This window comes from Micromonospora foliorum, assembly GCF_022229015.1.
GTDB lineage: Bacteria > Actinomycetota > Actinomycetes > Mycobacteriales > Micromonosporaceae > Micromonospora > Micromonospora foliorum.
Genome location: NZ_JAKKFF010000075.1, coordinates 39,729 through 66,640 on the forward strand (window position 1 = coordinate 39,729; position 26,912 = coordinate 66,640).

A 26,912-nucleotide genomic window follows, 5' to 3' on the forward strand; every position below is an offset into this window, starting at 1 on the left:
ATGCACCAGAAGTGGTCGCTAAACTGATTTAGCAGAGCATGCGCGCGGCACGGGAAGCTGTCAAGGACAACTTGGCAACGGTGCGGAAACGTCGGGTTCACACCGCGCCGACGTGACCGCCGCTCGATCCGGGACGGCGACGCATCATGATGGGCAGGAGCGGCGCCTGTGGCGCCGCGCCCTGATTCGGAGGACTGATGGGCCGCAACAGAGCAACACTCGCCGACGTCGCGCAGCGAGCCGGGCTGTCCAAGACCGCCGCGTCGATGGTGCTCAACGGCAGAGAGGGCACCCGGCTTTCGGCCGAGGCGCACCAGCGGGTGTTCGCCGCCGCCGAGGAACTCGGCTACCGGCCCAACCTCGCCGCGCGCAGTCTCCGCACCCGCAAGACGGCCACCATCGCGTTCGTCTCCGACATCGTGGCCACCACGCGGTTCGCCGGTGACCTCATCCGCGGCGCCCTCGACGCGGCCCGTGAACGCGACCACGTCCTGCTCATCACCGAGACGCAGGGCGACGCCACCTTCGAGCAGTACGCCATCGAGGCCGTCCTGGACCGGCAGGTCGACGGCGTGATCTACGCGGCGATGGCGACCCGACGGCTGACGGTGCCCGCGGCCATCCTCGGCGGCCCGGTGGTGCTTCTCAACGCCACCAGCCCCGACGGCCTGCCCAGCGTGGTCCCCGACGACGAGGGGGCCGGCCGCTCGGTGGCCACCGCCCTGCTGGAGCTCGGCCACCGCGACGCGATCGCGCTCATCGGTCGCAACCGGCTCAAGGAGGACGACCCGGAGGTCTCGCTCGCCGCCCGCGCCCGTCTGCAGGGCATCCGGCAGACGCTGGACGAGGCGGAGGTCAGCCTCCTGGCCGAGTGTTTCTGCACCGAGTGGTTGCCCGAGCACGGGTACGCCGCCATGCGCGGCCTGCTGAGCAAGCCGAAGCGACCCAGCGCGATCATCTGCATGAACGACCGGCTCGCCTTCGGTGCCTACCAGGCGCTCGGGGAGGCGGGGCTGACCGTCCCGGAGGATATCTCGGTCATCTCCTTCGACGACGACCCGATCGCCGCCTGGTTGCGTCCCAGCCTGGCCACCACGGCACTGCCGCACGAGCAGATGGGGCGGCGCGCGGTCGAACTGCTCCTGGACGGGGGCGCCACCGAGCCCTCCCTGGTTCCGATGCCCCTGCGCCGACGCCGGTCCCTCGCGCCTCCGGCCGGCTGACCAACGGCCCTCCGGCCCGTACCGTCGGATTGGCCTTGGCCGACGCTAAAACGGTTTAGTGCTAGGTTTTCGACCATGCTTCGTCTACCCGACCACTGGGTGTGGGACAGCTGGTACGCGCGGGACGACAACGGCCTCTGGCACGTGTTCTTCCTGCGCGCGTCCCGCGCCCTGCACGACCCGCACCGCCGCCACCGCCGTGCCACGATCGGCCACGCCGTCTCGGCGGACCTGCGCTCCTGGCGCCTGGTCGCCGACGCCGTGGTCCCCGCCGACGCGCCGAGCTGGGACGACCTGGCGACCTGGACGGGCTGCACGGTCCGCGGGCCGGACGGACGGTGGTACCTGTTCTACACCGGGGTCGGTCGGGCCGAGGACGGGCTGGTCCAACGCATCGGACTGGCCGTCTCCGACGACCTCATGACCTGGCACCGGCACGGCACCGAGCCGGTCGTCCAGGCCGACCCCACCTGGTACGAGCTGCTGGACAAGGAGCTGTGGTACGAGCAGGCGTGGCGCGACCCGTGGGTGTTCCCCGACCCCGACGGCAAGGGTTGGCACATGCTCATCACCGCCCGCGCCAACACCGGGCCGGCGAACACCCGTGGCGTCGTCGGCCACGCCACCTCCACCGACCTCGTCACCTGGACCGTCGCGCCGCCGCTGTCGACACCGGCCGGCTTCGGTCACCTCGAGGTGCCCCAGGTCGCCGTCCTCGACGGGCAGCCGCTGCTGCTGTTCTCCACCGACGCCACCGGCAGCGCCCGGCGCGACGACCACCGGATCTGGGTGGCGACCGGCGAGACCACCCTCGGGCCGTGGGACATCGCGGCCGCCCAACCGTTCGCCCACCCGCACCTGTACGCGCCCCGGCTGGTTCCCGGACCCGCCGACGACTGGTCCCTCGTCGGCTTCCTCGACCACGTCGACGAGACGTTCGTCGGGGAACTCACCGATCCCATCCCGGTCCGCTACGCAGCCGCGACCGGGCTGACCGTGGTCGAAGAGCCGTAACCGGACAGGTCCGGGCCGAGGCGCGTCGCCTCGGCCCGGACCTGTCAGTGCCCAGCTCCTAGATCAGCTACGCAGCTGCCACTGCTGGTTGGTGCCGCCGGTGCAGGACCAGAGGATCAACTTCGTGCCGTTCGCCGTCGCGGCGCCGTTGGCGTCCAGGCAGAGACCCGACTGCACTCCGGTGATCGTGCCGTTGGCGTTGACGTTCCACTGCTGGTTGGGCTGACCGTTGCAGTCCCAGATCACCACCGTGGTGCCGTTGCTGGTGCCCTGGCCAGAGGCGTCCAGGCACTTGGTGCCGTAGACCATGAGCTGCCGGCTGGCGGTGTGGGTCCACCGCTGGTTGGTGGCCGCGCTGATGCAGTCCCAGATCTGGGCCTGCGTGCCGTTGGTGGTGCTGGAGCTGCCGATCTCGGCGCACCGACCCGACTGGACGCCCACGATCTGCACGTTCGTCGGGTTGGTGCTGCCGCCGCTCTGCACGCCAGCCGTGTTGATCACCGTCTGCGCGCCCGACGGCCAACTACCGTTGCTGACCGTGACGTTGCCGTTGACGACGTTGCCCCGGTCGCCGTTCGTCACGTTCGTGCTGCCGTTGGTCGACCAGTTGTTGGTGACGGTGAAGTTGCCCATGTTCTCCGCGTACCAGTAGTTGGCGGTGGCCCAGGTGCCGGTGGAGGAGAACACGTTGTTACGGGCGGTGTAGTAGCGGGAGCCCTCGTCGAAGTAGAGCCCGAACCAGCCGTTGGTCCGCAGGCAGTAGTTCTGGTTGATGGTTCCGCCCGGGTTCGCCGACAGCGTGTAGATGCACCCGCCGTCGGTCATCTGCTGCATCACGTCGTGCACGTAGTTGCCGATGACCTGGTTGTTGGCCGCGGTGGTCGCCGTGGTGTACCGCGGCTGGTAGTTGTACAGGCCCCGGTTCGCGTAGTGCTGGCTGCCGCCGGCGTCGTTGGCGCCCCAGCCGTAGCCGACCGACAGACCGGTGTACGGCATGTTGTAAACCTCGTTGTACGAGACCGTCGCCGTGTTCACGTAGGTCGTCAGGATCGAGACGACACCCCGGTACTCCAGGCCGAGATCGTGCACCCGGTTGTTGCTGATGGTGATGTTGCGGTTGACCATCCGCTGGTCACCGGGGTGGTGGGCGTCGGCGCGTACGCCACCGACCACGATGCCACCGGCCGAGTTGCGGGCGATCTCGGAGCGGGTGACGGTGATGTTGTTGGCGGCCAGGCCGACACCGCTGGCGTGGGCGTTGGCGTCGTTGCCGATGCCGATCGCCGTCTGCCCGAGGTTGACGAACTGGGAGTCGCTGAAGGTGACGGTGTTGGCCGCGGAGACCTGCACGGCGGCGGGCATCTGGTTCCAGTTGGGCCGGGTGGCCTCGAACTGGGGGCAGCCGGCCTGGCAGGAGGTCAGCGCGTCGGACGGACGGGACCAGGTGCCGGTGATGTGGGCGCCGGTCTGCTGGTCGGCGAAGCCGTTGCTGCTGCTCGGGCCGAGCCAGCTCGTGCCAGTGAAGGTGATGCCGCTGAACGAGATGTGGTGCGCGGGCGCGTCGAGGGTGCCGCCGACGTTGACCAGGGACTGCAACTGTGGCAACTCGACGCTGACGGAGCTCATGTTCTGCCCGGCGAGCGGGATGTAGTTGAGCTGACCGTTGCTCGGGTTGAGATACCACTCCCCCGCCGAGTCCAGGAACTCGTACGCGTTGGTCAGGTAGAAGGGCCCGGCGCGGTGCGGGCTGGAGAGGGTGTCGAACCCGAAGGTGTTGTTGTTCCACGCGGGCTGCTGCATCGTCAGGAAGTTGCCGCTGATGCTCTGCACCGGCGAGTACCGGTCGGTGAACGAGCCGACGCTCTCCACCTCGACCCGGTTCTGGTTGCCGAGGTTGTTGAGGTAGTTGAGCGCGCTCTTGGTGAACCGCATGCCGGACGTGGTGAAGGTGAAGTCGGCGCGGTTCACGGCGGTACGCGCCCGGGTGGCGACGGCCCCGTTGACGTAGAGCTGACGGGAGTCGAGCCCGGCGGGCACGTTGGCCCGCCAGATGTTCTTCCCGGAGTCGACGAGCGACCAACCGGTGACGGCCCGGGCGCCGGTGATCGTCGGACGGGCGCCGGCGGCCGCCCGCCAGATCACCTGATAGCCGTTGTTGCCCGAGTCGGCGGCGGTGAACCGCAGCGGCGACGAGAGCCGGTACGCGCCGTTGGCCAGCTCCACGACGATGTCACCGGACATCGCGCTGTTGATCCCCCGCACCGCGGTCTGGGCGGCGGTCAGCGAACACGGTTGGCTGGCGGAACACGCGGTGCCGGTGCCGGAGGGCGACGCGTAGAGGGTGGTGGTGGCCGCGAGGGCCGGGGACGCCGAGGCGGTTACCGCGACCAGGGCGGTCACCGCTGTCGCGGCGGCGCCGGCCAGCAGTCGGCGCAGCGACGAGAGGGACGAGGACACGGGACGGTGCTCCTGACATGAGAACGGGGATGGGGGTGGCGGAACGGCCTCAACCAGCGCGGGGGTGGCGGGCCGGGGCGGTCATCCGAGGATCTCCCGGAGATAGCGCAGGCCGTCCGTGGCGAGACGGTCCTGCGAGGGGGCCAACGGACGCCAGATCGCCGCGGCGGTGGCGATGGCCTCGTTCTCCGCCGTGAACGACTCGATGCAGATCGCGCCCTGGTAGCCGGTGTCCCGCAGGACGGCGAAGAAGCGGGGCCAGTCGAAGTGGTCGGCACCGGGAGCGCCCCGGTTGGTGCCGCTGACCTGGACGTGCTTGATGTGCCGGCCGGCGGCGGCGAGGGCCGCGTAGGGGTCGGCCTCCTCGATGTTCATGTGATAGGTGTCGATCATGATGCCGACGTTCGGCGGTAGCCCGTCGATCAACTCGATCGTCTGCTGGATCGTGTTGACGACGCTCGTCTCGTAGCGGTTCAACGCCTCGACACCGATGCTCACGCCCAACTCGCCGGCCTGCTCGGCCACCGGCGCCAGGGCCCGCCGGAAATCCGCGTAGCAGGCCGCGCGGGCCGCCGGTGACATCCGCCAGGTGCGGCCCACCGAGGCGTACGCGGGACCGCCGACGCACGGTGCGCCGACGGCCGCCGCGCTCGCCACGCAGCCCTTGAGGTACGCCACCGTCGACTCGACGACCGCCGGCGCGGCGTCGACAAGCTCCCGCCCCGGCGGGGTGACCGCGCAGACGCCGGCGGCGACGAGGCCGTGCGCCGCCAACAGGTCCCGGGTACGGATCGGGTCCCAGTCGCCGGGCTGCTCGATCGGCAACTCGACCGCGTCGAAGCCGAACGCGGCGATCCGCGGGATCAGCTCGGCCAGGGCCTTGTCGTCGACCGGCGAGGCCCAGACCCAGGGGTTGACGCCGATGGCGTACATCGGACCCTACTTCCAGCGCTGCGGGTAACCGGGCAGGTCGGTGCAGCCGCACATCGCGTAGTGCAGCGGCGGCATGCCCGCGTCGAGGTACTGGTCCAGGTTGTCCTGGGTGACGGTCGGCTGCGGCAGCTTCCACGGGCTGGACACCTGCTGGCCGTCGAGGATCCGCAGCGCCGCGATGATCGGCGTACGCCACTGGTAGGTCGGGTAGGTCGGCGCGATCGCCGTGAGCTTCTTGTCCTTCCAGATCTTCAGGAAGTCGAGCTGGTCCTCGCCGTTCATCGGCGGAACGGGCTTGCCCGCGTCCTGGAACGCCTCGACCGCCGCGACGGCCACCGCTCCGGCGTCCATCCAGACCCCGTCGATCGTGCCGTACCGCTGGATGTAGTCGTCGACGATCTTCTTGGTCTTGGCCGGGTCACCGTCGGTGAACTCGACGCCGACGACGTCGACCTTCGCCTTGTCGAACGCCACCTTCGCCGCCGACCAGCGGGTCTCCAGGACGTCGACGCCGGGCAGGATCCGCAGCGCGAGGACCTTGCCGCCGGGCTTCATCTTCTGGCTGACGAACTCGGCCCCGACGTGGCCGAAGCCGTAACCGCCGATGGGGTTGATGAACGTCACCGGGCACTTCGTGTTGACACCACGGTCGAAGACGACGACCGGCAGCCCGGCCTGGCAGGCCGCCTCGACGGCCGGGGTGAGCGTGGCGGTGGTGTTCGGCGAGACGATGAGCGCGTCGCAGCCCTTGCCGAGCAGATCGTTGATGTCCGCGATCTGCTTCTGGTCCTTGCCCTCGGCGTCGACGTGCACGAACTCCTTGATGCGGCTCTTCTGCGCCTCGACCTCGGCCTGCATGGTCTTGAAGCCGACCTGCCGCCAGGGGTTGTTCAGGGCCGCGTTCGAGAAGCAGATCTTGTGGGGACCGCTCTTCTTGAACTTGGCGGTGTCGACCATCGTCGGGTTGAGCGCCTGCTCCCACGGCTTGTCGGCCGGGCCCGTCGGCGCCGCGTCGAGCAGCGCCAGCTCGGCGTCGTAGTCGGCCTGTACGAAGAACTTCGACTGCTCTCCGGTGCCGGACCCGGCGGCGGAGGCGCTCCCCGACGGGCCCGCGGCCGGCTCGTCGGTGGAGCAGGCGGCGAGGGACAGCAGGGTGACAGCGGCAAGCGCCGCCATGGAACGTCGCACTATGGTTTCCCCTTTATCTCGACGAAGAACGCGTTGCCGAGACCGCCACGGCGAGCAGGATGATCCCGCCCTGGACGGTCGACCTGAGGGCGCCGGAGACGCCGTAGAAATTCATGAGGGCGAACAGCAGCTCGAGGGTCAGCGCGCCGAGCATCGCCCCGACGACCGCGCCGCGACCCCCGCCGAGCGCCACCCCACCGAGGACGACCGCGGTGATCGCGCCGAACTCCAGGCCCGCACCGGCCTGGAACGACACGCCGCTGTAGCCGCCCAGGAGGATCGCCGCCACCGCCGCCGCGAGCCCGCTGAGGATGAAGGCGAAGGTCCGGGTACGCCACACGCGTACGCCGCTCAACTCGGCGGTGCGCGGGTTGTCGCCGACGGCGACAAGCGTCCGACCGAAGTCGGAGCGCATCAGCAGCACGGCCGCCACCGCCAGGACCACCAGGACCAGCAGCGCGTACGGCACGCGGCCCAGCAGAGGCACGTCCTCGAAGGCCCGCCGGCCGAACCGCCGGAACTCCTCGGAGAGCCCACCCTTCGGGGCGCCGTCGGACCAGAGGTAGACCGCGCCCACGAGGATCAGGAACATGCCGAGGGTGGTGATGAACGACGGCACCCGCAGCCGCGTCGTGATCAGGCCGTTGACCAGCCCGACCAGCGCTCCGAAGGCGAGCAGGAGCAGCACCACCGGCCAGGTACGCGCCGGGTCGCTGTCGATCAGCCGGGCGGCGACCACCACCTGCGCGGTCACCAGGGACCCGACCGAGAGGTCGAACTCGCCGGACACGATCACGAAGTACTGGCCGGCGGCGAGCAGGATGATCGGCGCCGAACGACCGAGGAAGGACATCAGCGACGGCGGGGCCAGGAAGTCGGGCTGCCGGATGCCGACGAGCACCAACAGCACCGCGAGGATCACGAGGATCGGCAGGACACCACCGGGACGCACCCGCGGCAGACGCAGCGGCAGGGAACGGGGCTGGACGGTCTGCATGGCTAGGCCGCCTTTCGCATGGCCCGGCGGGCGTAGACGGCGACCGCGGCGATGATGATGACGCCCCGGATCACCTGCTTGAAGAAGGCGTCGACCTCGAGCTGGTTGAAGATGGCGTCGATGCTGGCGAGCAGCAGCACCCCGCCGACCGTGCCGATGACGCCGCCGCGCCCACCGGCGAGGGCGGTGCCGCCGATCACCACCGCGGCGATCGACTCCAGGTCGTAGAGCCCCTCGGTGCCGACCCGCGGGGCGCCCGAGCCGAGCCGACTGGCGAGATAGATGCCGGCGAGCCCCGCGCACATCGAACACAGGACGTGGGCGGTGACGAGGACCCGGTCGTTGCGGACACCGGAGAGCCGGGCCACCTCCGGATCCCCACCGACGGCGACCAGATGGTGGCCGAAGCGGGTCCGCGACAGCGCGAACCAGGCCGCCGCGGTCACGACTATCAGCAGCAGGAACGACACCGGCACCGGCCCGACGCGCTGGTAGCCGAGCGACTGCACGAGCGAGGGCGCGGTGGCGCCGGCCGGGCCGTCGTAGCCGTTGTCGAGGTAACCCTTGAGCAGCAGCCCGACGCCGAGGGTCGCGATGAACGCGTTGACCCGGAACCGGGTGACGAGCAGCCCGTTGAGCAGCCCGACGCCGGCGCTGACGACCAGCACCAGGCCGATCGCCGGCAGCACCGCGCCGTCGCTGCCGTTCATCGTCTCGGCCGCGACGAGGGTGCTGAGGCTGATCACGTAGGCCACCGAGAGGTCGAGCGAGCCGCCCAGGATCACCAGGGTCTGGCCGACCGCGACCAACCCGAGGCCGGCGGCGACATGCAGCAGACTCACCGTCGTGGACTGGTTGAAGAGCTGACCGCCGTCGAACAGGACGACCAGCCAGCCGATCGTGAGGGTGAGGGTCAGGGCCACGAAGACGCCCGGTACGGGACGCCGGGCCGGCAGCAGCGACAGAGCGCTCACTGGATCACCTCTGCTCGCGACTGCGGGGCTCGCAAACCCGGCTCACTCCTCGCGCTCACTGGACCGGCTCCCGCACGGTGCCGACCGCCAACGCGACGACCTCCTCCTCGGTCGCGCCGGCGGGCAGCTCGCCCGCGACGTGACCGTCCCGCATGACGACGATCCGGTCACTCATCCCCAGCAGCTCCGGTAGGTCGGACGAGATCATCAGCACGGCCGCGCCATCACGGGCGAGGCGGCGGACGAGGTCGTGGATGGCTGACTTCGCGCCCACGTCGATGCCCCGGGTCGGCTCGTCGAAGAGCAGGATCCGCGGGTTGAGCGCGAGCCAGCGGGCCAGCACGACCTTCTGCTGGTTGCCCCCGGACAGGAAGCGGATCTCCTGGTCGTCGCCGGCGCCGCGGACCTCCACGGCGGCCAGCAACTCGCGCACCCGGACGGTCCTCGCCGCGCGGCCGGACCGGGCAGCGAAGACGGCCCGGCTGGCGAGCAGCGCGTTGTCGAGCACCGACTGCCGGGGGACGATTCCCTCGCCCTTGCGGTCCTCGGTGACGTAGGCGATGCCGGCCCGCATCGCGGTGCGGGGTGAGCGCAGTCGGACCGGCCGGTCGTCGAGCGTGACGTCCCCGGTCGTGAACGGCGACACCCCGAAGATCGCACGGGCCAGCGCCGAGCGCCCGGAGCCCTGCAACCCGCCGATGCCGAGCACCTCACCGGCGCGCAACTGGAGGTTGACGTCCCGCAGCTTCCGGTTACCCGCGTCGCGAAGGTTGAGCCGCACCGGGCCCCGGTCCTCCGGGGCGGCCCGGTCCGGGTAGTAGCTGGACAGTTCCCGGCCGACCATGTGCCGCACCAACTCGTCGGCGGTGGTGTCCGCGGTGTCCACGGTGGTGACCCGGCGGCCGTCCTTGAGCACGGTGATCCGACCGGACAGGTCGAAGACCTCGGCGAGCCGGTGCGAGACGTACAGCAGCCCGATGCCCCGCTCCTGGAGTCGGCGCACCAGTCCGTAGAGCAGCTCGACCTCGTGGTCGGCCAGCGCGGCGGTCGGTTCGTCCATGATGAGCAGCCGCGCGTCCAGGGCGAGCGCCTTGGCGATCTCGACGACCTGCTGCTGCGCGACGCCCAACTGCCCCACCCGGGCGTCGGCCGGCAACGTGGTCTCACCGATCGAGGCGAGCAGCCGCGTGGTGCGGTCGAGCATCTCCCGACGGTCGACGAGCCCGCGGCGGACCGGCTCGTGCCCCAGGTAGACGTTCTCCGCGACGGTGCGCTCCGGGAGCAGGTTGAACTCCTGGTGGATGATGCCGATGCCGGCCCGCTGCGCGTCGCGCGGGCCACGGAACGTCCGCGTCGCACCGGCGAACTCGACAGTGCCCCCGTCCGGGGCGTACCCGCCCGAGACGATCTTCATGAGGGTCGACTTCCCGGCGCCGTTCTCACCGACCACGGCGTGCACCTCGCCCGGCGCGACGTCGAGGTCGACACCGTCGAGAACGCGGACTCCGAGGAAGGACTTGCCGATGCCCCGGAGGGTGAGCAGCGGCACCGGCCGCGAGTCTGACATCCCGAGTGCCCTCACAGACAGTAGTTATCGACAGGATTCAATGCCACACTACGGCGACTTTGAAGCGCTGGACATCAAACTTTCGTAGGAACAGCCATGGCTTACGTTCGCGCGTCGAAAACATTTCCTTGACATCGAGGAAACATCACACGTATGAAGATAGATGTTTGGATGCGGGTCCGCAATCCTCGATCAAGCCCGACTGCCAGCCCGGGCCGCGATCGACAGGTGGCACCGCAGCGAGGGAGCCGAGCGCGGCCGCCGTCCACCGGGCAGGACGTCGGACGTTACTCCGTGAATTGACAGTCTTCTATCTCTAGCTCATCCTGACCTCGTGGACCACGGGACGAGAACCACGGCCAGCATCACGCTGTGTGACGTCCCGCAGGTCTGACTGCCGTTGCGGCGAACGGCATGAGGACAGACCCCCGCGCCCGTGTCCCTCGCGTGTCCAGGTCAACCTGGCGCGTCGTGGGACCCGTGGTCGCAATCCCTACGCCCGCCCAACCTAGGAGACGGCATGCGTCGTAACACATTGCTCATCTCGGTGATCGCCGGCCTGTTACTGGCGCTCGGACTCGCTCCACCCGCGTCGGCGGCCCCGGCCTTCCGCGCCCTCGTGTTCAGCAAGACCACCGGCTACCGACACGACTCGATCCCCGCCGGGATCAGCATGCTCCAGCAGCAGGCCACCGCGAACAACTTCGAGGTGGTGGCGACCGAGGACTCGAGCGTCTTCACCGCGTCCAACCTGGCGACCTTCGACGTCATCGTGATGCTCCAGACCTCCGGCATGGTCTGGACCTCGGCAGCCCAACGCCAGGCGGTCGAGGGCTACCTCGCCAGCGGCAAGGGCATCGTGGCCATCCACAACGCCACCGACATGGGCATCGAGTCCGAGTACCCGTGGTGGGACAACACCATCAACGGCGGCGCCCACATGCCGGAGCACTCCCCCGGCGTGCTGCCCGGCACCGCCATCGTCGCCGACAAGAAGCACCCGTCGACGGCCTCTCTGCCGGATCGGTGGAACCGCAGCGAGGAGTGGTACAACTTCGACTCCAACCCGCGTGGCAAGGTGCACGTCCTGGTGACCGCCGACGAGCGCACCTACAATCCAGGATCCCGGGCGATGGGCCCGGACCACCCGATCTCCTGGTGTCGGGACACCGGCGGCGGGCGCGTGTGGGCCACCGCGATGGGCCACGCAATCGCCTCCTACAGCGAGACGAACTTCCAGAACCACGTCCTCGGTGGCATCAAGTGGGCCGCCGGCAACGCTCCCGGCGACTGCGGCGGCACCGTCTGGGGCAACTTCGAGAAGCGCACCCTGGATGACAACACCGTCGACCCGATGGCGATGGCGGTGGCCCCGGACGGGCGGGTGTTCTACGCGCAGCGTGGCGGGCAGCTGAAGATCTTCAAGCCCTCCACCAACAGCACCGTGACCGCCGGGACGCTGAGCGTCTACACCGGCGGCGAGGACGGTCTCACCGGCATGGCGCTGGACCCCAACTTCGCCACAAACGGGTACGTGTACCTGTACCACTCACCGGCGAGCAGCTCGACAGACGTCAACCGCGTCTCCCGCTACACCCTCAGCGGTGACACGTTGAACATGTCCAGCGGTGTGACGATCATCGACATCCCGGCGTACCGGGACCGGACGTTCCCGGAGCCCGGGCACACCGGCGGTTACATCGAGTTCGGTCCGGACGGGAACCTCTTCATCGGCACCGGTGACGACACGCCCCCGAACCTCGACCCCAACTGGCAGGGCTACGCCCCGTTGGACTGGCGCTCGGGCAAGTCCAACCTGGACGCGGCCCGGACCGCGGGCAACACCAACGACCTGCGCGGCAAACTCCTGCGTATCCGTCCCGGGGCCAGCGGCAGCTACACCATCCCGAGCGGCAACCTCTACCCGCAGGGCACGGCGCAGACCAAGCCGGAAATCTACGCGATGGGCTTCCGCAACCCGTTCCGTTTCTCCATCGACGCGGCCACCGGCTGGGTCTACCTGGCCGACTACGGGCCGGACCGCAACCCGCCGACCACCAACCGGGGCCCCGAGGGCCTGGTCGAGCTCAACGTGATCAAGACGCCCGGCAACTACGGCTGGCCGTTCTGCCACGGTGACAACCAGCCCTACGCGCCGTTCAACCCCGACACCGGCGTGGTCGGCGCCAAGTTCAACTGCTCGGCACCGGTCAACAACTCGCCCAACAACACCGGCCTGACCAGCTTGAAGCCGGTCGTCGCACCCAACATCTGGTACGGCTACGGCACCTCGCCGACCTTCCCGGAGCTCGGCTCCGGCGGCTCCGCGCCGATGGGCGGCCCGGTCTACCGCTACGACGCGTCGAACCCGTCCGCGACGAAGTTCCCGCCCTACTACGACGGCGTGCACTTCTTCTACGAGTGGTCGCGCAACTACGTCAAGGAGGTGCACTTCGACTCCTCCTCGGCGGTGACCCGCACCAACCCGTTCCTGCCCGGTGGTGGCTTCAACAAGCCGATGGACATGGAGTTCGGTAAGGACGGCTCGCTCTACCTGCTGGAGTGGGGCACCAACTTTGGTGGCGGCAACAGCGACTCCGGGCTCTACCGCATCGACTACATCCAGGGCGGCCGGTCACCGATCGTCAAGGCCACCGGCACGCCCACCAGCGGCACCGCACCACTGACCGTCCAGTTCAGCAGCGCGGGCACGTCCGACCCGGACGGCAACACGCTGACCTACCAGTGGACGTTCGGCGACGGCACCACCTCCACGGCGGCCAACCCGTCGAAGGTCTACACCGCCAACGGCAACTACACGGCCCAGTTGAAGGTCACCGACAACACCGGTAAGACGGGCTTCGCCAACGTCCAGATCACCGTCGGCAACAGCGCACCGGTGGTCACCATCACCACCCCGCCCAACGGAGGCATGCTCACCTTCGGCGACAAGGTGCCCTACCAGATCACCGTCACCGACCCCGACGGCGGCACGGTCGACTGTTCGAAGGTGATCCTCAACCCGGCGCTGGGTCACGACGACCACGCGCACGAGACCACCGAGTACCCGGGCTGCTCCGGCACCATCTCCACCGACCTGCTCGGTGGGCACCCCGATGGCGCGAACCTGTTCTACGTGCTCAACGCCCGCTACACCGACAGCGGTGGCGCCGGGGGCGCGGCCCCGCTCACCGGCACCGCGCAGGTGATCCTGCAACCGAAGCACAAGCAGGCCGAGTACTTCAGCAGCCAGTCCGGCATCCGGGTCGTCGACCAGGCAGCGGCGGAGAGCACCAAGCGTGTCGGTGACATCTCCACCAACGACTGGATCGCGTTCAGCCCGATGAGCCTGTCGGGCATCTCGACGGTCAGCTACCGGGTGTCGTCGCCCTCCGGTGGGGGTTCGATCGAGCTGCGCGCCGGCTCGCCGACCGGCACCCTGCTGGCCACCACCACGGTGCCCAGTACGGGCGGCTGGGACAACTACCAGTCCACGACTCCGGTGAGCGTCGCCGCGCTCAGCGGGACACAGACGCTATACATGGTGTTCAAGAACAGCAGCAACTCGTTCGACCTCGACTCGCACACCTTCGGCGGAAACGGCGTCGGGACACCCGGCACCGGCGGTGGCCTGGCGGGGAAGACCTACACGGTCACGGCACAGCACAGCAACAAGCTGATGGACGTCAGCGGTGTCTCCACCGCCGACGGCGCCCAGATCACCCAGTGGGCGTCCACCGGGGGCAACAACCAGAAGTGGCAGGCGGTCGACGCCGGCAGCGGTGCGGTCTACCTGAAGGCGGTGCACAGCGGCAAGTGCGTCGAGGTGGTCGGCAGCTCCACCGCGGCGGGGGCCTTCCTCCAGCAGGCCACCTGCAACAACGGCAACCAGCAGAAGTTCACCGCCACCGCGACGGGAACCTCCGGCGTGTACACGGTGCGCAACGTGCTGAGCGGGCTCTGCGTGGACGTCAACGGTGCCGCCACCACCGACGGCGCCCGGCTGTTGCAGTGGACCTGCCACAGCGCCACCAACCAGCAGTGGCGGTTCACCGCCGTGTGACCCCGCGGCTGTCGCGGTAACAGTTGACGTCCCGGTCGGGACCGGTATCCGAGGAACGGAGCCGGTCCCGGCCGGGACGTCGTCGTCGATCAGACCGGCCGGCCAGGCGGCGCGGCGAGCAGCCCGACCGCCGCCAGGTCGTCCCACAACTCCTCCGGTACGACGACCCCGGACCGTCGCACCGTCTCGACTGCCTGCGCCTCATTGCGGATGCCGACCACCGTCGACACCACGGCCGGGTGCCGGCGGACGAAGGCGAGGGCCGCCTGCGGCAGGGTCACCCCGTACGTCTCGCAGACCGTGGCGATCCGCCGCGCCCGCTCGATCAGCTCCGCCGGTGCCTGCTGGTAGTTGTAGACGGCGTCGGCCGGCGGCCGGTCCCGTGACAGCAGCCCCGAGTTGTAGACGCCCGCGATGACCACGCCCACCCCCCGGTTCTCGGCGGCCGGCAGCAGGTCGGCGGCGGCGCCCTGTTCGAGCAGGGTGTACCGCCCGGCGCACATCATCACGTCGACGTCGGTCTCCCGGACGAACCGCGCCAGCATCGCCGACTGGTTCATGCCGGCACCGATGGCACCCACGACGCCCTGGTCCCGCAGGTCGATCAGGGCGGGTACGGCCTCGTGCGCGGCCTGCTCCCAGTGGTCGTCCGGGTCGTGCAGGTAGGCGATGTCGACCCGGTCCAGCCCGGTCCGGTCCAGGCTGGCCTCGATGGAGCGGAGCACGCCGTCGCGGCTGAAGTCCCACACCCGCCGGTGGGTCGCGGGCACATCGAACCCGTCGGAGTCCCGCAGGTGCGCGTCCCCGGGCGACGGCACCAGGAGGCGCCCGACCTTCGTCGACACCACGTACTCGTCGCGCGGCCGGTGGCGCAGCGCGGCGCCGAGGCGGCGTTCGGAGAGCCCGAGGCCGTAGTGCGGCGCGGTGTCGAAGTACCGGACGCCCGCCTCCCACGCCGCGTCGACCGCCGAGGCGAACTCCTCGTCCGTCGTCGTCCGGTAGAGGTTGCCGCCCTGGGCCGCGCCGAGACCCAGCTCGGTGAGGCGTATCTCCGGGCGGCGCGGCAGCGCACGCGCCATCATGACGCCTCCAACCCGTAGACGCGGCGTGCCGTCCCGCCCCAGACCGACGCCTGGTCGGCCCCGTCCTGGCCCGCCAGCAACTCCGCGAGGGTGTCGACCCACCGCTGGTACGAACTGGCGAGCAGGCAGACCGGCCAGTCCGAGCCGAACATCAGTCGGTCCGGTCCGAACGCGTCGAGGGCGTCCTCGACGGCGGGTCGCAGGTCCCCCGGCGCCCAGTGCGGCAGCGGCACCTCGGTCACCAGCCCGGAGAGCTTCGCGGTCGTGTTGGGCGAGGCCGCCAACGACCGCAGGTCCCGGCTCCACTGCGCCAGCTCCGGACTGCCCAGTGCGGGCTTGCCCAGGTGGTCGAGGACGAAGCTCACCTCGGGCAGGTCGCGCGTGAGACGCGCGGCCATCGGGAGCTGGTGTTGGCGTACCAACAGGTCGAAGACGAGGCCCGCGGCGCCCACCGCCGCGATCCCCCGACGGACGTCCGGGCGGTCCAGGTACGCCGGGTCGGTCTCGGACTGCACGAGGTGGCGGATGCCGACGAGGCGCTCCCCGCCCCGTGCGGCCCGCAGGCGGTCGAGGCGCTCCGGAACGTCGTCGGCGGTCAGGTCCACCCAGCCGACGACCCCACGGACCACTGTGTCCTCGGCGGCGACACCCAGCAGGTCCACCGTCTCGGTGTCGGAGGCGATGGACTGCACCACCACGGTCGCGGTGACCCCGGCCGCCCGGGCCAGCGGCGCGAGGTCGGCGGGTTCGAAGTCGGCGTCGATGGCCGCCATGGTCACCGGGTCGATCCACTGCTGCGGGTGCCGGGCGCGGACCCAGAGGTGGTGGTGTGCGTCGACGATCCCGGCGCGTCCGGGCTCCGGTGCGCCCGTCATCGGCCCAACCAGCCGCCGTCGACGGGCAGGACGACGCCGTTGACGTAGTCCGACGCGGTCGACGCCAGGAACACCGTGGCGCCGCCGAGATCGTCGGCCCGGCCCCACCGCCCAGCCGGGATCCGGCCGAGGATCGCCTGGTTGCGGTCGGGGTCGTCGCGTAGCGCCTGGGTGTTGTCGGTGGCGATGTAGCCGGGCGCGATGGCGTTCACGTTGACCCCGTGTGCCGCCCACTCGTTCGCCAGCGCCTTGGTGAGACCGGCAACGCCCGACTTCGACGCGGCGTAACCGGGGACGGTGATGCCGCCCTGGAAACTCAACAGCGACGCGGTGAAGATGATCTTCCCTCGGCCACGCTCGACCATCGTCCGGCCGATCTCCCGGCTCAGGATGAACTGGCTGCTGAGGTTCACCTCGATCACGTGGTCCCACATCTCGTCCGGGTGCTCCGCGGCCGGGGTGCGGGCGATCGTGCCGCCGTTGTTCACCAGGATGTCGACCGGCCCGAGAGCGATGATGTCGCGGGCCAACCGGTGCACGGCCGCCCGGTCGCCGAGGTCCGCCCGCAGCGCGGTGAACCGGCGGCCGGTGGCGCGCACCCGGCGCTCGACCTCGCTGCCCTCCGCTTCGAGCTGGGCGGAGACGCCCACGATGTCGGCACCGGCCAGGGCCAGTGCCTCGGCCATGGCGAGGCCGATACCGCGCCGCGCCCCGGTCACGACGGCGGTCCGTCCGGACAGGTCGAACAAGGCAGTCACTGGTTACCCTCCCGCACATCGAGCAGCACCTTCATCACGCCGCCACCCTCCAGGGCCGCGAAGGCCGCGCTGGCCGCCTCGACCGGCTCGATCCGGGAGATGAGCTGCCGTGCCGGGATCGCACCCGAGGCGACCAACCGGATCGCCTCCACCATGTCGTCACGCTGGTACAGCCGGGCGCCGAGGAGTTCCAGCTCACGCCAGAAGAACCGGTGCAGGTTGACCTCGCGGGGCTGGGGATGGATCGCCACCATCACCAGCCGCCCGCGGGTGGTGAGCACGTCGACAGCCGTGGTGACGCCGGCCGGGGAGCCGGACACCTCGAAGGCGATGTCGGCGCCCGCGCCGTCGGTACGGTCGTTGACCAACGCCACGACATCTGTCGCTCGCGGGTCGACGGCCTCGATCCCGATCCCCTCCGCCACCTCGCGTCGGAACGGGTCGGGCTCGACGAGGAGCACCCGCGCGCCGCGGCCTCGCGCGACGGTGGCGATGAGGACGCCGACCGGCCCACCACCGACCACGACCACCTGGTCGTCGGCGGTCACGTTGCCCCGGCGTACGTCGTGCACGGCGACCGCCACCGGCTCGACGAGCGCCGCGTGGTCGAGGGGCAACTCCTCCGGAAGCGGCAGGACCAGCTCCACCGGCACGGTCCAGGAGGACTGCATGGCGCCCGGTGAGTCGATGCCGAGGAAGTTCATCGCGTGGCAGACGTGGGAGTTGCCCCGCTGGCAGGCCGCGCAGCGTCCGCAGGGCCGGGTCGGCATCACGGTGACGGGCTGACCGACGTTCCAGCCCGTCACGCCCTCGCCGACGGCAGCGATCCGCCCGGACATCTCGTGCCCGATGATCGCGGAGTCACCGACCCGGGCGTCCATGTCCCCGTGGTAGATGTGCAGGTCCGTACCGCAGATCCCGGTGTACGCCACCTCGATCCGTACCTGGCCGCGGCCCGGTGGCTCCGGGTCGCGGTTCTCGATTCCGAGGTGTCGCGCTCCCCGGTAGACGACTGCCTTCATCGTTCCTCCGTCTCGACGGTCGGTACGTCGGTCGTGCCGACCGGGCATGGTCGTGGGTGCATCGCCGTCGCGATGCACCCACGCCTTCCCTGTTCTGGTGGTCAGCTCAGTGCCGTACGGTCGGCGACACCTCGTTGTGGGAGTTCAGCGGCACCACAGGCACCTGGCGGGCGGGGATCACCCCGTCGACCCCGGCCAGCAGGCGCCGTCCGGCCCGCTCCGGCCGGACGTTGGGGCTGTCGGCCGTGTGCGCCTGCGGGCGGCGGTTCGCCGCCCGGATCCGCTCCTCGTCCACCCGGACGCCCAGCCCGGGTGCGTCGCCCAGGATGAAGGCGCCATCCTCGACGTACAGGTCGATGGAGACACCGACCGGCGGGTGCAGGTCCTGCAACTCGCTGGTCAGGTGGTTGGGCACCGAGGTCGCGGCGTGCAGCAGCCCAACCGGGCTGTTGCCGATCGGGCTGACCGGCAGGTCGTTGGCGTGGGCCAGGGCGGACGCCCGCAGGAAGTGGGTGACCCCCCAGACGGCCGCCATCTGGACGATGTCGACCGCGCCGGCAGCGATCAGCGGACGGAACTGTTCGAGCCCGGTCAGGTTCTCACCGGTGGCGACCGACGCGGACACGCCTCGACTGACCGCGGCGAGGCCCTCGGCGTCCCAGCGCCGGACCGGCTCCTCGATCCAGATGAGGTCCAGGGTGCGTTCGATCTCGCAGACGTGCCGGACGGCCTGCTTGCGGGTCCACGCCTCGTTGACGTCGAGCATCAGACCCGGCCGCCGGCCGTGCCCGGCCTCGGTCAGGACCTCCTTGACCAGGCTCAGGCGGTGCCGATCGTGCTCGATGTCGAGGCCGCCCTTGAGCTTGGCCGCCCGCAGCCCGTGGCTCGCGTAGACCTCGTACTCCGCGACGAGTTCGTCGTCGGTGAGCCCGATGTCCAGCCCGGACGCGTAGGCGGTGACCCGCCGGTCTCGCCCGCCCAGCAGCCGCCACAGCGGTTCGCCGGCGGCCTGTGCCTTGATGTCCCAGAGGGCGGTGTCCAGAGCGCCGATGGTGCCGAACACCGGCCCGGCGTGGCCCGCCTTGAAGGTGTGCCGCAACATGCGGTCGTACAGGGACGTCACGGCCCGGGGGTCTTCGCCCTCGATGGCTGGGAAGATCCGCTCGATCTCGACGTGCGGCCCGAGGCCGACTCCCGAGATGCCCTCGTCGGTGTCGACGATGACGATCGAGACCGGGACCACCCCGTCGGCGAACACGCCGTTGGCGTCGCCGACGGGTCGCCCCCATTCCTGGACCGTGGTGAGCGTCCGATATCCCGTGATCCGCATGTCAACCCTTCGTGGAACCGGCGGCTACACCGTCGGCAATTTGGCGCTGGAGGAACAGGTAGACCAACAGGACGGGTATCGCCGCGATCAGCACCCCGGAGGCGAAGGTGGGGATGTTGTCGGAGTACTGCCCGCGCAACGAGGTCACCCCGATCATGAGCGTCCGGTGATCGGCCGACGGCATCATCACCAGCGCCATGAGGACGTCGTTCCAGCAGAACAGGGCGTTGAGGATGCCGACCGACAGCAGCGCCGGGGTGCCCAGGGGCAGCATGATCCGGCGGTACACGCCGTACACGGTGCTGCCGTCGATCCGCGCCGCGTCGACGATCTCCGGCGGGATGCCCTTGTAGTAACTCGTCATGAGAAAGACCGTGAAGGGCAGGAACTGGGCCACGTAGACCAGGATCAGGCCGGGGTACGTGTCGATGAGCGCGGTGTCGGCCATGATCCGAGCGAGCGGCACCATGATCACCTGGAACGGGATGAAGAGCCCCGCGAGGCAACCCAGGAACAACGCCGACGAGCCGCGGAACCGCAGCTGGCTCAGGGCGAAGCCGGCCATCGACCCGAACAGCAGCAGCAGGAGCACCGACACCGTCACCACGAACAGCGAGTTGACGAAGTAGCGGCCCATGCCGACGCTGGTCCACGCCGCGCTGATGTTCTCCAAGCGCAGGGCGTCGGTCAGGCCGAACCGGTCGAGGATGTAGTCACGCCGGGTCTTCATCGCGACGTTGGCGGTGAACAGCAGGGGGTAGATCGTCGCCAGGGCGAGCAGCGACATGGGGATGGCGATCAGCCACCGTCCCAGGCGGAGGCGAGACATCAGTCCTCCTTTCCGGATCGTTCGAGCAGCTTGATCTGCAACAGCCCCACGACGAGCATGATCATGAAGAGGATCGTCGAGGCCGCCGACGCGAGAGCCGGACGGTTCATCTGGCCCTGCTGCTTCCAGATGTAGAACTCCGGTAGGTACGTCGACCCCTCCGGGCCGCCGCTGGTCATGACATAGAGGAGGCCGAACATCGAGGTCAGCATCCCGATCATCGTGGTCACGAAGACGAACTGGATGGTGCGCGAGAGGGCCGGGATGATCACGTGCCAGACGACCTGGCGGAGCGTCGCCCCGTCCACCCGGGCGGCGTCCAGGAGCGCGGCGTCCAGTGTGGCGAAGCCGGCGAGGAACACCACCAGGGCCATCCCGAAGGTGGCCCAGATGTGCACGCCCACCACCATGAACATCGCGACGTCCGGGTCCCCGAGCCAGTCCACCGGACCGGCACCGACCGACCCGAGCACGGCGTTGAGTGGGCCGTCGAAGGCGAGCAGCAGGTTGAAGATCGCACCGACGATGACCGGCGACAGCACCGCCGGGAAGAAGTAGACGCTGCGGTAGAAGCGGTGGCCCGGCACCCGAAGGTAGATGAACGTCGCGAGCAGACCGGGGATCGCCACCGCCACCGGAAGCAGGAGCACCAGCAGCCCGACGTTGCGCAGCGCGGTCTGGAACAGCGGGTCCGCGAACAGCTCGCGGTAGTTGCCGAACCCGACCGCCGTCCCGTTCTGCGCGCCGTCACCGGTGAACGAGAAGTTGACGCCGAGCAGCAGCGGGTAGAGCCGCAGCAGCACGATGATCAGAACGGCCGGGGCGACCAGGATGTAGGGGGCGTAGCGCTCGGCCCGCAGGCCGCCACGGTTGCGACCGGGTCGGGCGCCACTCCGATGCGCGGCGGCTGTGACCGCCGCCCCGCCGGCCCGTCCGGCCGAAGCCGGACGGACCGACGGTTGCGTGTTTCCGATCGGCACGAGGTCAGCCCGCCTGGTCGGAAGCGGCCAACTGCTTCACCACCTCGTCGACGGTGACCGAACCGCTGAGCAGCTGCTGGGAGAGGCGCCCCATCAGGTCCAGCGTCTTCGAGGAGAGCGCCACGTGCAGAGCGGGCTTGCCACTCTTCAGCTCGCTGACGAGCGTGCTGACGGCCGGCCCGGCCTGCGACACGTCGATGGTGGTGTCGGCGGCGATCGCGCCGGCGTCGGCGTAGAAGGCCTTCAACGCGTCGGCCGAGCTCAGCGAGCGCACCAGGTCGGCGGCCACCTTCGGGTCCTTCGTCCACTTGGCGACCGCGTAGCCGATGCCACCGTCGTACGGGAGGGTCGGGGTGGTGCCGGCGGTGACGACCGGGGCCTTCATGACGCCGAGCTTCTCCGCGGTCAGGAACTCGTTGAAGTCCTGCCAGTGCCCCACGTCCGACATCAGACCCATGACGTGCGCGGCCTTACCGGACTGGAAGAGCGCGAAGGAGTCGTTGAACATGGCGGTCGAGTTGGCCCCGTCGCTGTTCATCTTCTTGTCGCCGGCCTCCTTCCACGTCTGGAAGATCCGCTTGACGTTTGGCGAGTTCCAGTCGCGCTTGCCGGCGATCCAGGAGTCGTACTCCGCGGTGGTCAGGGTGGTCGAGCCCAGGCTGGAGAGCCAGAACTGGATGCCGACGCCCTCCTTGTTGCCGAGGGCGAAGCACTTGGAGCCGGCCTTGGCGATGGCGGCGCAGTCGGCGACGAACTTGTCCCAGGTGGTGGCCGGGGTCGCCGGGTCGAGGCCGGCCTTCCGGTAGATTTCCTTGTTGTAGTAGATGGGGTAACCCTGCAGCGTCACCGGGGCGGCGTAGGTCTTGCCGTCCTTGGCGAACGCCTCCCAGCCGGCCAACCGCTGCCTGTCCTCGGCCACATAGTCGTCGAGGGGCACCAGCGCGTCCACCCGGTCACGGATCTGGCCGCCACCGTTGAACAGCATGACGTCCGGGCCCTTGCCGGACTGGATCGCCGCACCGAGCAGGGTGTAGTACTGGTCGAAGGGCTGTGCGACGAACTCGACCTCGACGTCGGGGTGCTTCTTCTTGAAGTCGGCCTTGGCCTTGTCCAGATAGGATTTGGCGAACGGCTCACCGGACTTCCAGTCCCACACCACCAACTTGCCGTCCGAGCTGGTTGACTTGCCCGAATCGCTAGCACTTCCACAACCGGCCAGGGCCAGGCCCACAACGAGGACGGCCGACCATATTGCGCGCTGTCTCATCGATTGTCACCTCTGTATGGGGGGTGGCCGGCGGGTGCCCCGCGAGCCAAATGTTGACCGGAAGGTAACTCGTATGACGTGTGACGTCAACAGTCGGCCGTACACTGAGCCGGACGTCGTGCCACGGCGAGCCATTCGGAGGGGGACATGACGCCACCGCAGGAGACAGCCCTGAACAGCCCGGCAACCCCAGCGTGGGTGCGTCGGCCGACCAACCTCGCCAGGGCGGTCACCGCCGAACTGGTGGAGCGCATCGTCCGCGGCGTACACCCGTCCGGGACCTCCCTGCCCCCCGAGCCGATCCTCTGCGAGACCTTCGGCGTGAGCCGGACCGTCGTCCGGGAAGCGGTGAAGATCCTTCAGGAGAAGGGGCTGGTGCAGGTCCGCCAGGGCGCCGGCACCATGGTCACCCCACCCTCACAGTGGGACATGCTCGACGAGCTGGTCCTCGCGGCCACCATCGCGGTGGACGACAGCCTCGCCATCCTCGACGACCTGGTCGTCACCCGACGGGTGCTGGAGTCCGACATGGCGAACGTCGCCGCCCGCCTCGCCGACACCGAGACCGTGGACCGACTGCGGGCCATGGTGGACCGGATGGACGAACTCGTCGACGACCACGTCACCTACCACGACCACGACCGGGCCTTCCACGACACGATCATGCAGGCATCCGGGAACCGCATCGCCCGTGGCGTCGTCCGCGCACTGGAGAGCCAGGTCATCAACACCGCCCGCTACATGGGCCGGACGGAACGCGCGTTGTGCGTGGCGTCCAACCAGGGTCACCGACGCATCTACGAACGCATCGCCGCCCACGACTCCAATGGTGCCGCCGAGGCGATGTTCACCCACATCACCGAGGCCTGGCTGGTCCGCCGCAGCGGCTCGGGGAGCCCGGTCCGCCTCGAACGCTGACCGTCCCGGGCAGACCAACGGCGCCCACCCCCGAGGTACGGGAGCGGGCGCCGCCGGCTGCGACCGACCAGGGTCACGAGAACTGGGCGAAGAACCTCCAGATCTCACCCTTGGTCCAGGTCGTGATGCCGCTCTCGGCGTAGGTGCCGTCCACCGGGCCGGGCATGTGACCGTTGTCGTACGCGGCCCACTGCACCGGGTAACCAGCCCGGCAACCGGAGTAGGCGGTCGTGATGTGCGTACGGCTGCCGCCGGCCGGCTCGCGCGGGCTCTGCGCGGTGCAACCGTTGTTGCGGACGAAGGTGTCGCGCAGCGCCCTGCCCTGGGAGATGTTCAGGACGTTGTCCGTGATGCCGTGCAGACCGAAGTACGCGATCGGCTGCGTACCGCCGCTGCACCCGCTGATCTGCGCGCCGGAGATGACCGCGACGGCCCGGAAGACGGTGGCCCGCGCGCAGGCGACGGCGTAGCTCATGCCGCCACCCCAGCTGAAGCCGAGCGCGAACCGCTGCCGCGGGTTGACGCAGAGGCTGCTCTCGATCCGGCTGATCATGTCGTCGACGAAGGTGATGTCCTCACCGCCGGAGTTGCCCCAGCCGTTGCCGAAGCCCTGGGGCGCCACCAGGATCGCGCTGTTGTTCGACTGCTCCTGCTGCCCGTAGTAGGACCACGCGGTCCCGCTGGTGCCGCCGGAGGAGATCTCCTGCATCGTGCCGCCCCTCCAGTGGAAGGCGAAGATCAGGCGGTAGGGGTTGCTGTTGTTGTAGTTGGCGGGCACCCGCAGGATGAAGGTTCGGCTCTTGCCGTTGCTCTGGATCGTGTGCGTGCCGCTGGCCAGCGTCGGCGCCTTGCCGCACCCGCTACCACCCGACGGCGGTGGGTTGCCGCCGTCGACGGGGACGAGTTGCCACTGCTGGTTGGTGCCGCCCCAGTCGGCGTACTGCACGACGTTCCCACCATCGGCGGTGGACGCGCCCTGCACCTCGACGGCCTTGTTGCTGTTGCGGTTGATCAGCCGAACGTAGCCACCGTCCGAGTCGGCCAGCCGGAACTGCTGGTTCGTCCCGTTGAGGTCGGCCCACTGCACGATCGCGCCGCCGTCGGCGGTGGAGAAGCCGCTGACGTCGAGCACCTTGCCCGAGTGCCGTGACTTGATCCGGTAGTAGCCACCCCCGGAGTCGACGAACTGCCACTGCTGGTTGGCGCCGTCGTTGCGCGTCCACTGGCTGATCCGTGCGCCGTCGTTGGTGGCCGAGGCGTACAGGTCCAACGCCTTGCCGCTGTTCCGGTTCACCAGGGCGTACCAGGCGTTGGTGTCCACGGTCGCTGCCGCCGCAGGCGCCGCGTTGACCGCGACGAGTGTGCTGGCTGCCATGACCGCGGCCGCCGCCGCGGCCAACCCTGACCGCCAACGTCTCTGTCGAGAGGCGGGACGAGCCTCACCGAGGGCTTTCATGGTCCACTCCTTCGATCGGGGTCACCCACGAGCGGAACGCCCGCGCGTGCCCTGGCGTGCGTGCCGGCGTCCTGGTGGTGGCGTCAGCACGTCTGGGGTGTTGGGTGCGGGCATCCTGCGGCCAGCGGCGCACGTCGATGGCGATGCCACGAACCGGGCTTCGAAGCAGGCCCGCGCCAGACCGCGCGGTGCGACGTTCTGGTTCCCGGCGACCGCGTGGCCCGCGGGTGAAAATTAACGGGAAAGACGTCATACGTCAAATGATTGCTGTCGATCCGGTCGATTGACCGGCAACGACAATCTGGCGGTCACGGCGGCCCGCCCCGGACGGGGCGGGCCGTCGTTCGTCACGCCTCGCCCGGGCGGGCGCCGGCCGGATCCCGATCGGCCGGCAGCTCCCACTTCCCCAGGTCGATGGCGCCGGTCGCTAGCCGATCCGGACCAGTTGCCATTGCTGGTTGGTGCCGCCCCAGTCGGCGTACTGCACGACGTTCCCACCATCGGCGGTGGACGCGCCCTGCACCTCGACGGCTTTGCTGCTGTTGCGGTTGATCAGCCGCACGTAGCCGTCAGTCGAATTCGCGAGCCGGAACTGCTGGTTCGTACCGTTGAGGTCGGCCCACTGCACGATCGCGCCGCCGTCCGCGGTGGAGAAGCCGCTGACGTCGAGCACCTTGCTGGAGTTGCGGGACTTCACCCGGTAGTAGCCACCGCCCGAGTCGACGAACTGCCACTGCTGGTTGACGCCGTTGTTGCGCGTCCACTGGCTGATGCGCGCCCCGTCGGTGGTGGCCGAGGCGTACACGTCAAGCGCCTTGCCGCTGTTCCGGTTCAGCAACACGTACCAGGCGCTGGTGTCCACCCCGGAGCCCGGCGGGGGCGTGGTGGGCGGGGTCGAGCCACCGTTCAGGGCGTCCAGGACGGCGGTGTACGCGGGCTTCTTGTTGCCGTTGCAGTCGAACAGCAGAGCGTTGTCGGACCCGCGCCACGAGTCACAGTCCCGTACACCCCAGGTGGTGATGCCGGTGCAGCGCGAGACGGCCAGGCAGGCGCGGGTGACGGCGCCGAAGATGTTGGCCTGGTTGCCACCGGTCATCACGTCCAGCTCGGTGATCTGCACATCCACACCGAGATCGGCGAACCGCTGCAGGTTGGCCTGGTAGTCACCGGCCAACGAGGTACCCAGGTGCGACTGGAAGCCCACGCAGTCGATCGGCACGCCACGGGACTTGAAGTCCCGCACCATGTTGTAGATCCCCGTCGACTTCGCGTTGATCCCGTCGGTGTTGTAGTCGTTGTAACACAACTTCGCACCCGGATCCGCCGCCCGCGCCGCCCGGAACGCCGCCTCGATCCAGTCGTTACCGGTGCGCTGCAGGTTCGAGTCACGCCGCCCACCGCCACCACCGTCGGCGAACGCCTCGTTCACCACGTCCCACGAGTGGATCTTCCCCCGGTAGTACGTGGCGACCTGGGTGACGTGGTTGATCGCCGCGTTCCGCAACGCGCTGCCCGACATGCCCTGCGCCCAACCCGGCTGCTGCTGGTGCCACAACAACGCGTGACCCCGCACGCTCATGCCATTGGCCTGCGCGTGACTGACCAGACGATCACCACCGGTGTACCGGAACTGACCCTGCTGCGGCTCGGTGGCGTCCCACTTCATCTCGTTCTCGGCCACGACACTGTTGAACTCACGGTTCAGAATCGTCGTGTAGGCGCTGGTGGAGAGCTTGCCCGTCGCGACGGCCGCGCCGAAGTAGCGGCCCTTCTCGGCCGCGGCCGCCTTCAGGGTCGTGCCGGCACCGGATGCGGGAGTCAGCGCCACCGTCATACCAGTGGTGAGGGCGACGGCGATGGTCGCCGCCGCCAGCATCGTTCTCATGGGTTTCATGGCGTTCCTTTTCAGTGGTTGCATCGGTGGTGGTGATGTGCCACTTCGCTCGGGACGACTGATCGGGACGGTCGTCCTGGCCGCC

19 protein-coding genes and 1 pseudogene are annotated in these 26,912 nt (G+C 69.4%); 4 read left to right on the top strand and 16 right to left on the bottom strand.

Annotated elements, in window-relative coordinates; all coding sequences use genetic code 11:
- Window positions 1–197 precede the first annotated feature (197 nt).
- Together PSH25_RS07035 and PSH25_RS07040 are read left to right on the top strand one after the other, a co-directional pair.
- Window positions 198–1,223, top strand: a complete 1,026-nt coding sequence (locus tag PSH25_RS07035) for a LacI family DNA-binding transcriptional regulator (RefSeq protein ID WP_238658216.1) — start codon at window positions 198–200, stop codon at window positions 1,221–1,223.
- A 54-nt stretch (window positions 1,224–1,277) separates the two neighbouring features.
- A pseudogene (locus tag PSH25_RS07040) lies at window positions 1,278–2,237 on the top strand (family 43 glycosylhydrolase); the annotation flags it as partial.
- Between the two features lie 63 nt (window positions 2,238–2,300).
- On the opposite strand, the gene PSH25_RS07045 reads toward PSH25_RS07040, so the two are convergent.
- From PSH25_RS07045 to PSH25_RS07070, 6 genes are all read right to left on the bottom strand, one after another.
- Window positions 2,301–4,694, bottom strand: coding sequence for an RICIN domain-containing protein (locus PSH25_RS07045; protein WP_238658218.1), 2,394 nt, complete (start codon window positions 4,692–4,694; stop codon window positions 2,301–2,303).
- Window positions 4,695–4,775: 81 nt separating this feature from the next.
- The gene (locus PSH25_RS07050) at window positions 4,776–5,627 is read right to left on the bottom strand and encodes a sugar phosphate isomerase/epimerase family protein (protein WP_238658219.1); all 852 of its coding nucleotides are present in this window, start codon (window positions 5,625–5,627) and stop codon (window positions 4,776–4,778) included.
- Between the two features lie 6 nt (window positions 5,628–5,633).
- Window positions 5,634–6,815, bottom strand: a complete 1,182-nt coding sequence (locus PSH25_RS07055) for a substrate-binding domain-containing protein (protein ID WP_238658220.1) — start codon at window positions 6,813–6,815, stop codon at window positions 5,634–5,636.
- Between the two features lie 13 nt (window positions 6,816–6,828).
- Window positions 6,829–7,812: an ABC transporter permease gene (locus tag PSH25_RS07060; protein ID WP_238658221.1), complete on the bottom strand. Its 984-nt coding sequence runs from the start codon at window positions 7,810–7,812 to the stop codon at window positions 6,829–6,831.
- A gap of 2 nt (window positions 7,813–7,814) precedes the next feature.
- Complete coding sequence (locus tag PSH25_RS07065) at window positions 7,815–8,786, bottom strand: ABC transporter permease (RefSeq protein ID WP_238658222.1); 972 nt, start codon at window positions 8,784–8,786, stop codon at window positions 7,815–7,817.
- 55 nt (window positions 8,787–8,841) lie between these two features.
- Window positions 8,842–10,353, bottom strand: coding sequence for a sugar ABC transporter ATP-binding protein (locus tag PSH25_RS07070; protein ID WP_238658223.1), 1,512 nt, complete (start codon window positions 10,351–10,353; stop codon window positions 8,842–8,844).
- 520 nt (window positions 10,354–10,873) lie between these two features.
- Between PSH25_RS07070 and PSH25_RS07075 the strand changes: the two genes are divergently transcribed.
- Window positions 10,874–14,416: a ThuA domain-containing protein gene (locus tag PSH25_RS07075; protein WP_238658224.1), complete on the top strand. Its 3,543-nt coding sequence runs from the start codon at window positions 10,874–10,876 to the stop codon at window positions 14,414–14,416.
- An 89-nt stretch (window positions 14,417–14,505) separates the two neighbouring features.
- Here the strand turns inward: PSH25_RS07075 and PSH25_RS07080 are convergent, their stop codons facing one another.
- The 8 genes from PSH25_RS07080 to PSH25_RS07115 form a co-directional block, all read right to left on the bottom strand.
- Complete coding sequence (locus PSH25_RS07080) at window positions 14,506–15,498, bottom strand: aldo/keto reductase (protein WP_238658225.1); 993 nt, start codon at window positions 15,496–15,498, stop codon at window positions 14,506–14,508.
- A complete protein-coding gene (locus PSH25_RS07085) occupies window positions 15,495–16,373 on the bottom strand; it encodes an amidohydrolase family protein (protein ID WP_238658226.1) in 879 nt (292 codons plus the stop codon). Before PSH25_RS07085 ends, PSH25_RS07080 begins: the two co-directional genes overlap by 4 nt.
- A complete protein-coding gene (gene kduD / locus PSH25_RS07090) occupies window positions 16,370–17,131 on the bottom strand; it encodes a 2-dehydro-3-deoxy-D-gluconate 5-dehydrogenase KduD (RefSeq protein WP_238658227.1) in 762 nt (253 codons plus the stop codon). Before kduD ends, PSH25_RS07085 begins: the two co-directional genes overlap by 4 nt.
- Entirely contained in the window at window positions 17,128–18,153 is a 1,026-nt protein-coding gene (locus PSH25_RS07095; RefSeq protein ID WP_238658228.1) for a zinc-dependent alcohol dehydrogenase, read from the bottom strand. The genes kduD and PSH25_RS07095 overlap by 4 nt, the downstream gene beginning before the upstream one ends.
- A 106-nt stretch (window positions 18,154–18,259) precedes the next feature.
- Window positions 18,260–19,483 carry a mandelate racemase/muconate lactonizing enzyme family protein gene (locus tag PSH25_RS07100; protein WP_238658229.1) on the bottom strand — a complete coding sequence of 408 codons (1,224 nt, stop codon included), beginning with the start codon at window positions 19,481–19,483 and terminating at the stop codon, window positions 18,260–18,262.
- A 1-nt stretch (window position 19,484) separates the two neighbouring features.
- A complete protein-coding gene (locus PSH25_RS07105) occupies window positions 19,485–20,312 on the bottom strand; it encodes a carbohydrate ABC transporter permease (RefSeq protein WP_238658230.1) in 828 nt (275 codons plus the stop codon).
- Entirely contained in the window at window positions 20,312–21,292 is a 981-nt protein-coding gene (locus PSH25_RS07110) for a carbohydrate ABC transporter permease (protein ID WP_238658231.1), read from the bottom strand. Before PSH25_RS07110 ends, PSH25_RS07105 begins: the two co-directional genes overlap by 1 nt.
- Before the next feature lie 4 nt (window positions 21,293–21,296).
- Entirely contained in the window at window positions 21,297–22,559 is a 1,263-nt protein-coding gene (locus PSH25_RS07115) for an ABC transporter substrate-binding protein (protein ID WP_238658232.1), read from the bottom strand.
- 147 nt (window positions 22,560–22,706) lie between these two features.
- Between PSH25_RS07115 and PSH25_RS07120 the strand changes: the two genes are divergently transcribed.
- Window positions 22,707–23,477 carry a FadR/GntR family transcriptional regulator gene (locus PSH25_RS07120; protein ID WP_238658233.1) on the top strand — a complete coding sequence of 257 codons (771 nt, stop codon included), beginning with the start codon at window positions 22,707–22,709 and terminating at the stop codon, window positions 23,475–23,477.
- Window positions 23,478–23,550: 73 nt separating this feature from the next.
- On the opposite strand, the gene PSH25_RS07125 is transcribed toward PSH25_RS07120, so the two are convergent.
- Entirely contained in the window at window positions 23,551–24,852 is a 1,302-nt protein-coding gene (locus tag PSH25_RS07125; protein ID WP_372492736.1) for an RICIN domain-containing protein, read from the bottom strand.
- A gap of 508 nt (window positions 24,853–25,360) precedes the next feature.
- A complete protein-coding gene (locus PSH25_RS07130) occupies window positions 25,361–26,827 on the bottom strand; it encodes an endo-1,4-beta-xylanase (protein WP_372492737.1) in 1,467 nt (488 codons plus the stop codon).
- Between the last annotated feature and the right edge of the window lie 85 nt (window positions 26,828–26,912).

What these genes read in the sequence shown, in the direction of transcription:
- PSH25_RS07035 (WP_238658216.1), top strand. Translation starts at nt 198, where the DNA reads ATGGGCCGCAACAGAGCAACACTCGCCGACGTCGCGCAGCGAGCCGGG.
- PSH25_RS07050 (WP_238658219.1), bottom strand. Translation starts at nt 5,627, where the DNA reads ATGTACGCCATCGGCGTCAACCCCTGGGTCTGGGCCTCGCCGGTCGAC.
- PSH25_RS07060 (WP_238658221.1), bottom strand. Translation starts at nt 7,812, where the DNA reads ATGCAGACCGTCCAGCCCCGTTCCCTGCCGCTGCGTCTGCCGCGGGTG.
- PSH25_RS07070 (WP_238658223.1), bottom strand. Translation starts at nt 10,353, where the DNA reads ATGTCAGACTCGCGGCCGGTGCCGCTGCTCACCCTCCGGGGCATCGGC.
- PSH25_RS07075 (WP_238658224.1), top strand. Translation starts at nt 10,874, where the DNA reads ATGCGTCGTAACACATTGCTCATCTCGGTGATCGCCGGCCTGTTACTG.
- PSH25_RS07080 (WP_238658225.1), bottom strand. Translation starts at nt 15,498, where the DNA reads ATGATGGCGCGTGCGCTGCCGCGCCGCCCGGAGATACGCCTCACCGAG.
- PSH25_RS07085 (WP_238658226.1), bottom strand. Translation starts at nt 16,373, where the DNA reads ATGACGGGCGCACCGGAGCCCGGACGCGCCGGGATCGTCGACGCACAC.
- PSH25_RS07095 (WP_238658228.1), bottom strand. Translation starts at nt 18,153, where the DNA reads ATGAAGGCAGTCGTCTACCGGGGAGCGCGACACCTCGGAATCGAGAAC.
- PSH25_RS07100 (WP_238658229.1), bottom strand. Translation starts at nt 19,483, where the DNA reads ATGCGGATCACGGGATATCGGACGCTCACCACGGTCCAGGAATGGGGG.
- PSH25_RS07105 (WP_238658230.1), bottom strand. Translation starts at nt 20,312, where the DNA reads ATGTCTCGCCTCCGCCTGGGACGGTGGCTGATCGCCATCCCCATGTCG.
- PSH25_RS07115 (WP_238658232.1), bottom strand. Translation starts at nt 22,559, where the DNA reads ATGAGACAGCGCGCAATATGGTCGGCCGTCCTCGTTGTGGGCCTGGCC.
- PSH25_RS07120 (WP_238658233.1), top strand. Translation starts at nt 22,707, where the DNA reads ATGACGCCACCGCAGGAGACAGCCCTGAACAGCCCGGCAACCCCAGCG.
- PSH25_RS07125 (WP_372492736.1), bottom strand. Translation starts at nt 24,852, where the DNA reads ATGGCAGCCAGCACACTCGTCGCGGTCAACGCGGCGCCTGCGGCGGCA.
- PSH25_RS07130 (WP_372492737.1), bottom strand. Translation starts at nt 26,827, where the DNA reads ATGAAACCCATGAGAACGATGCTGGCGGCGGCGACCATCGCCGTCGCC.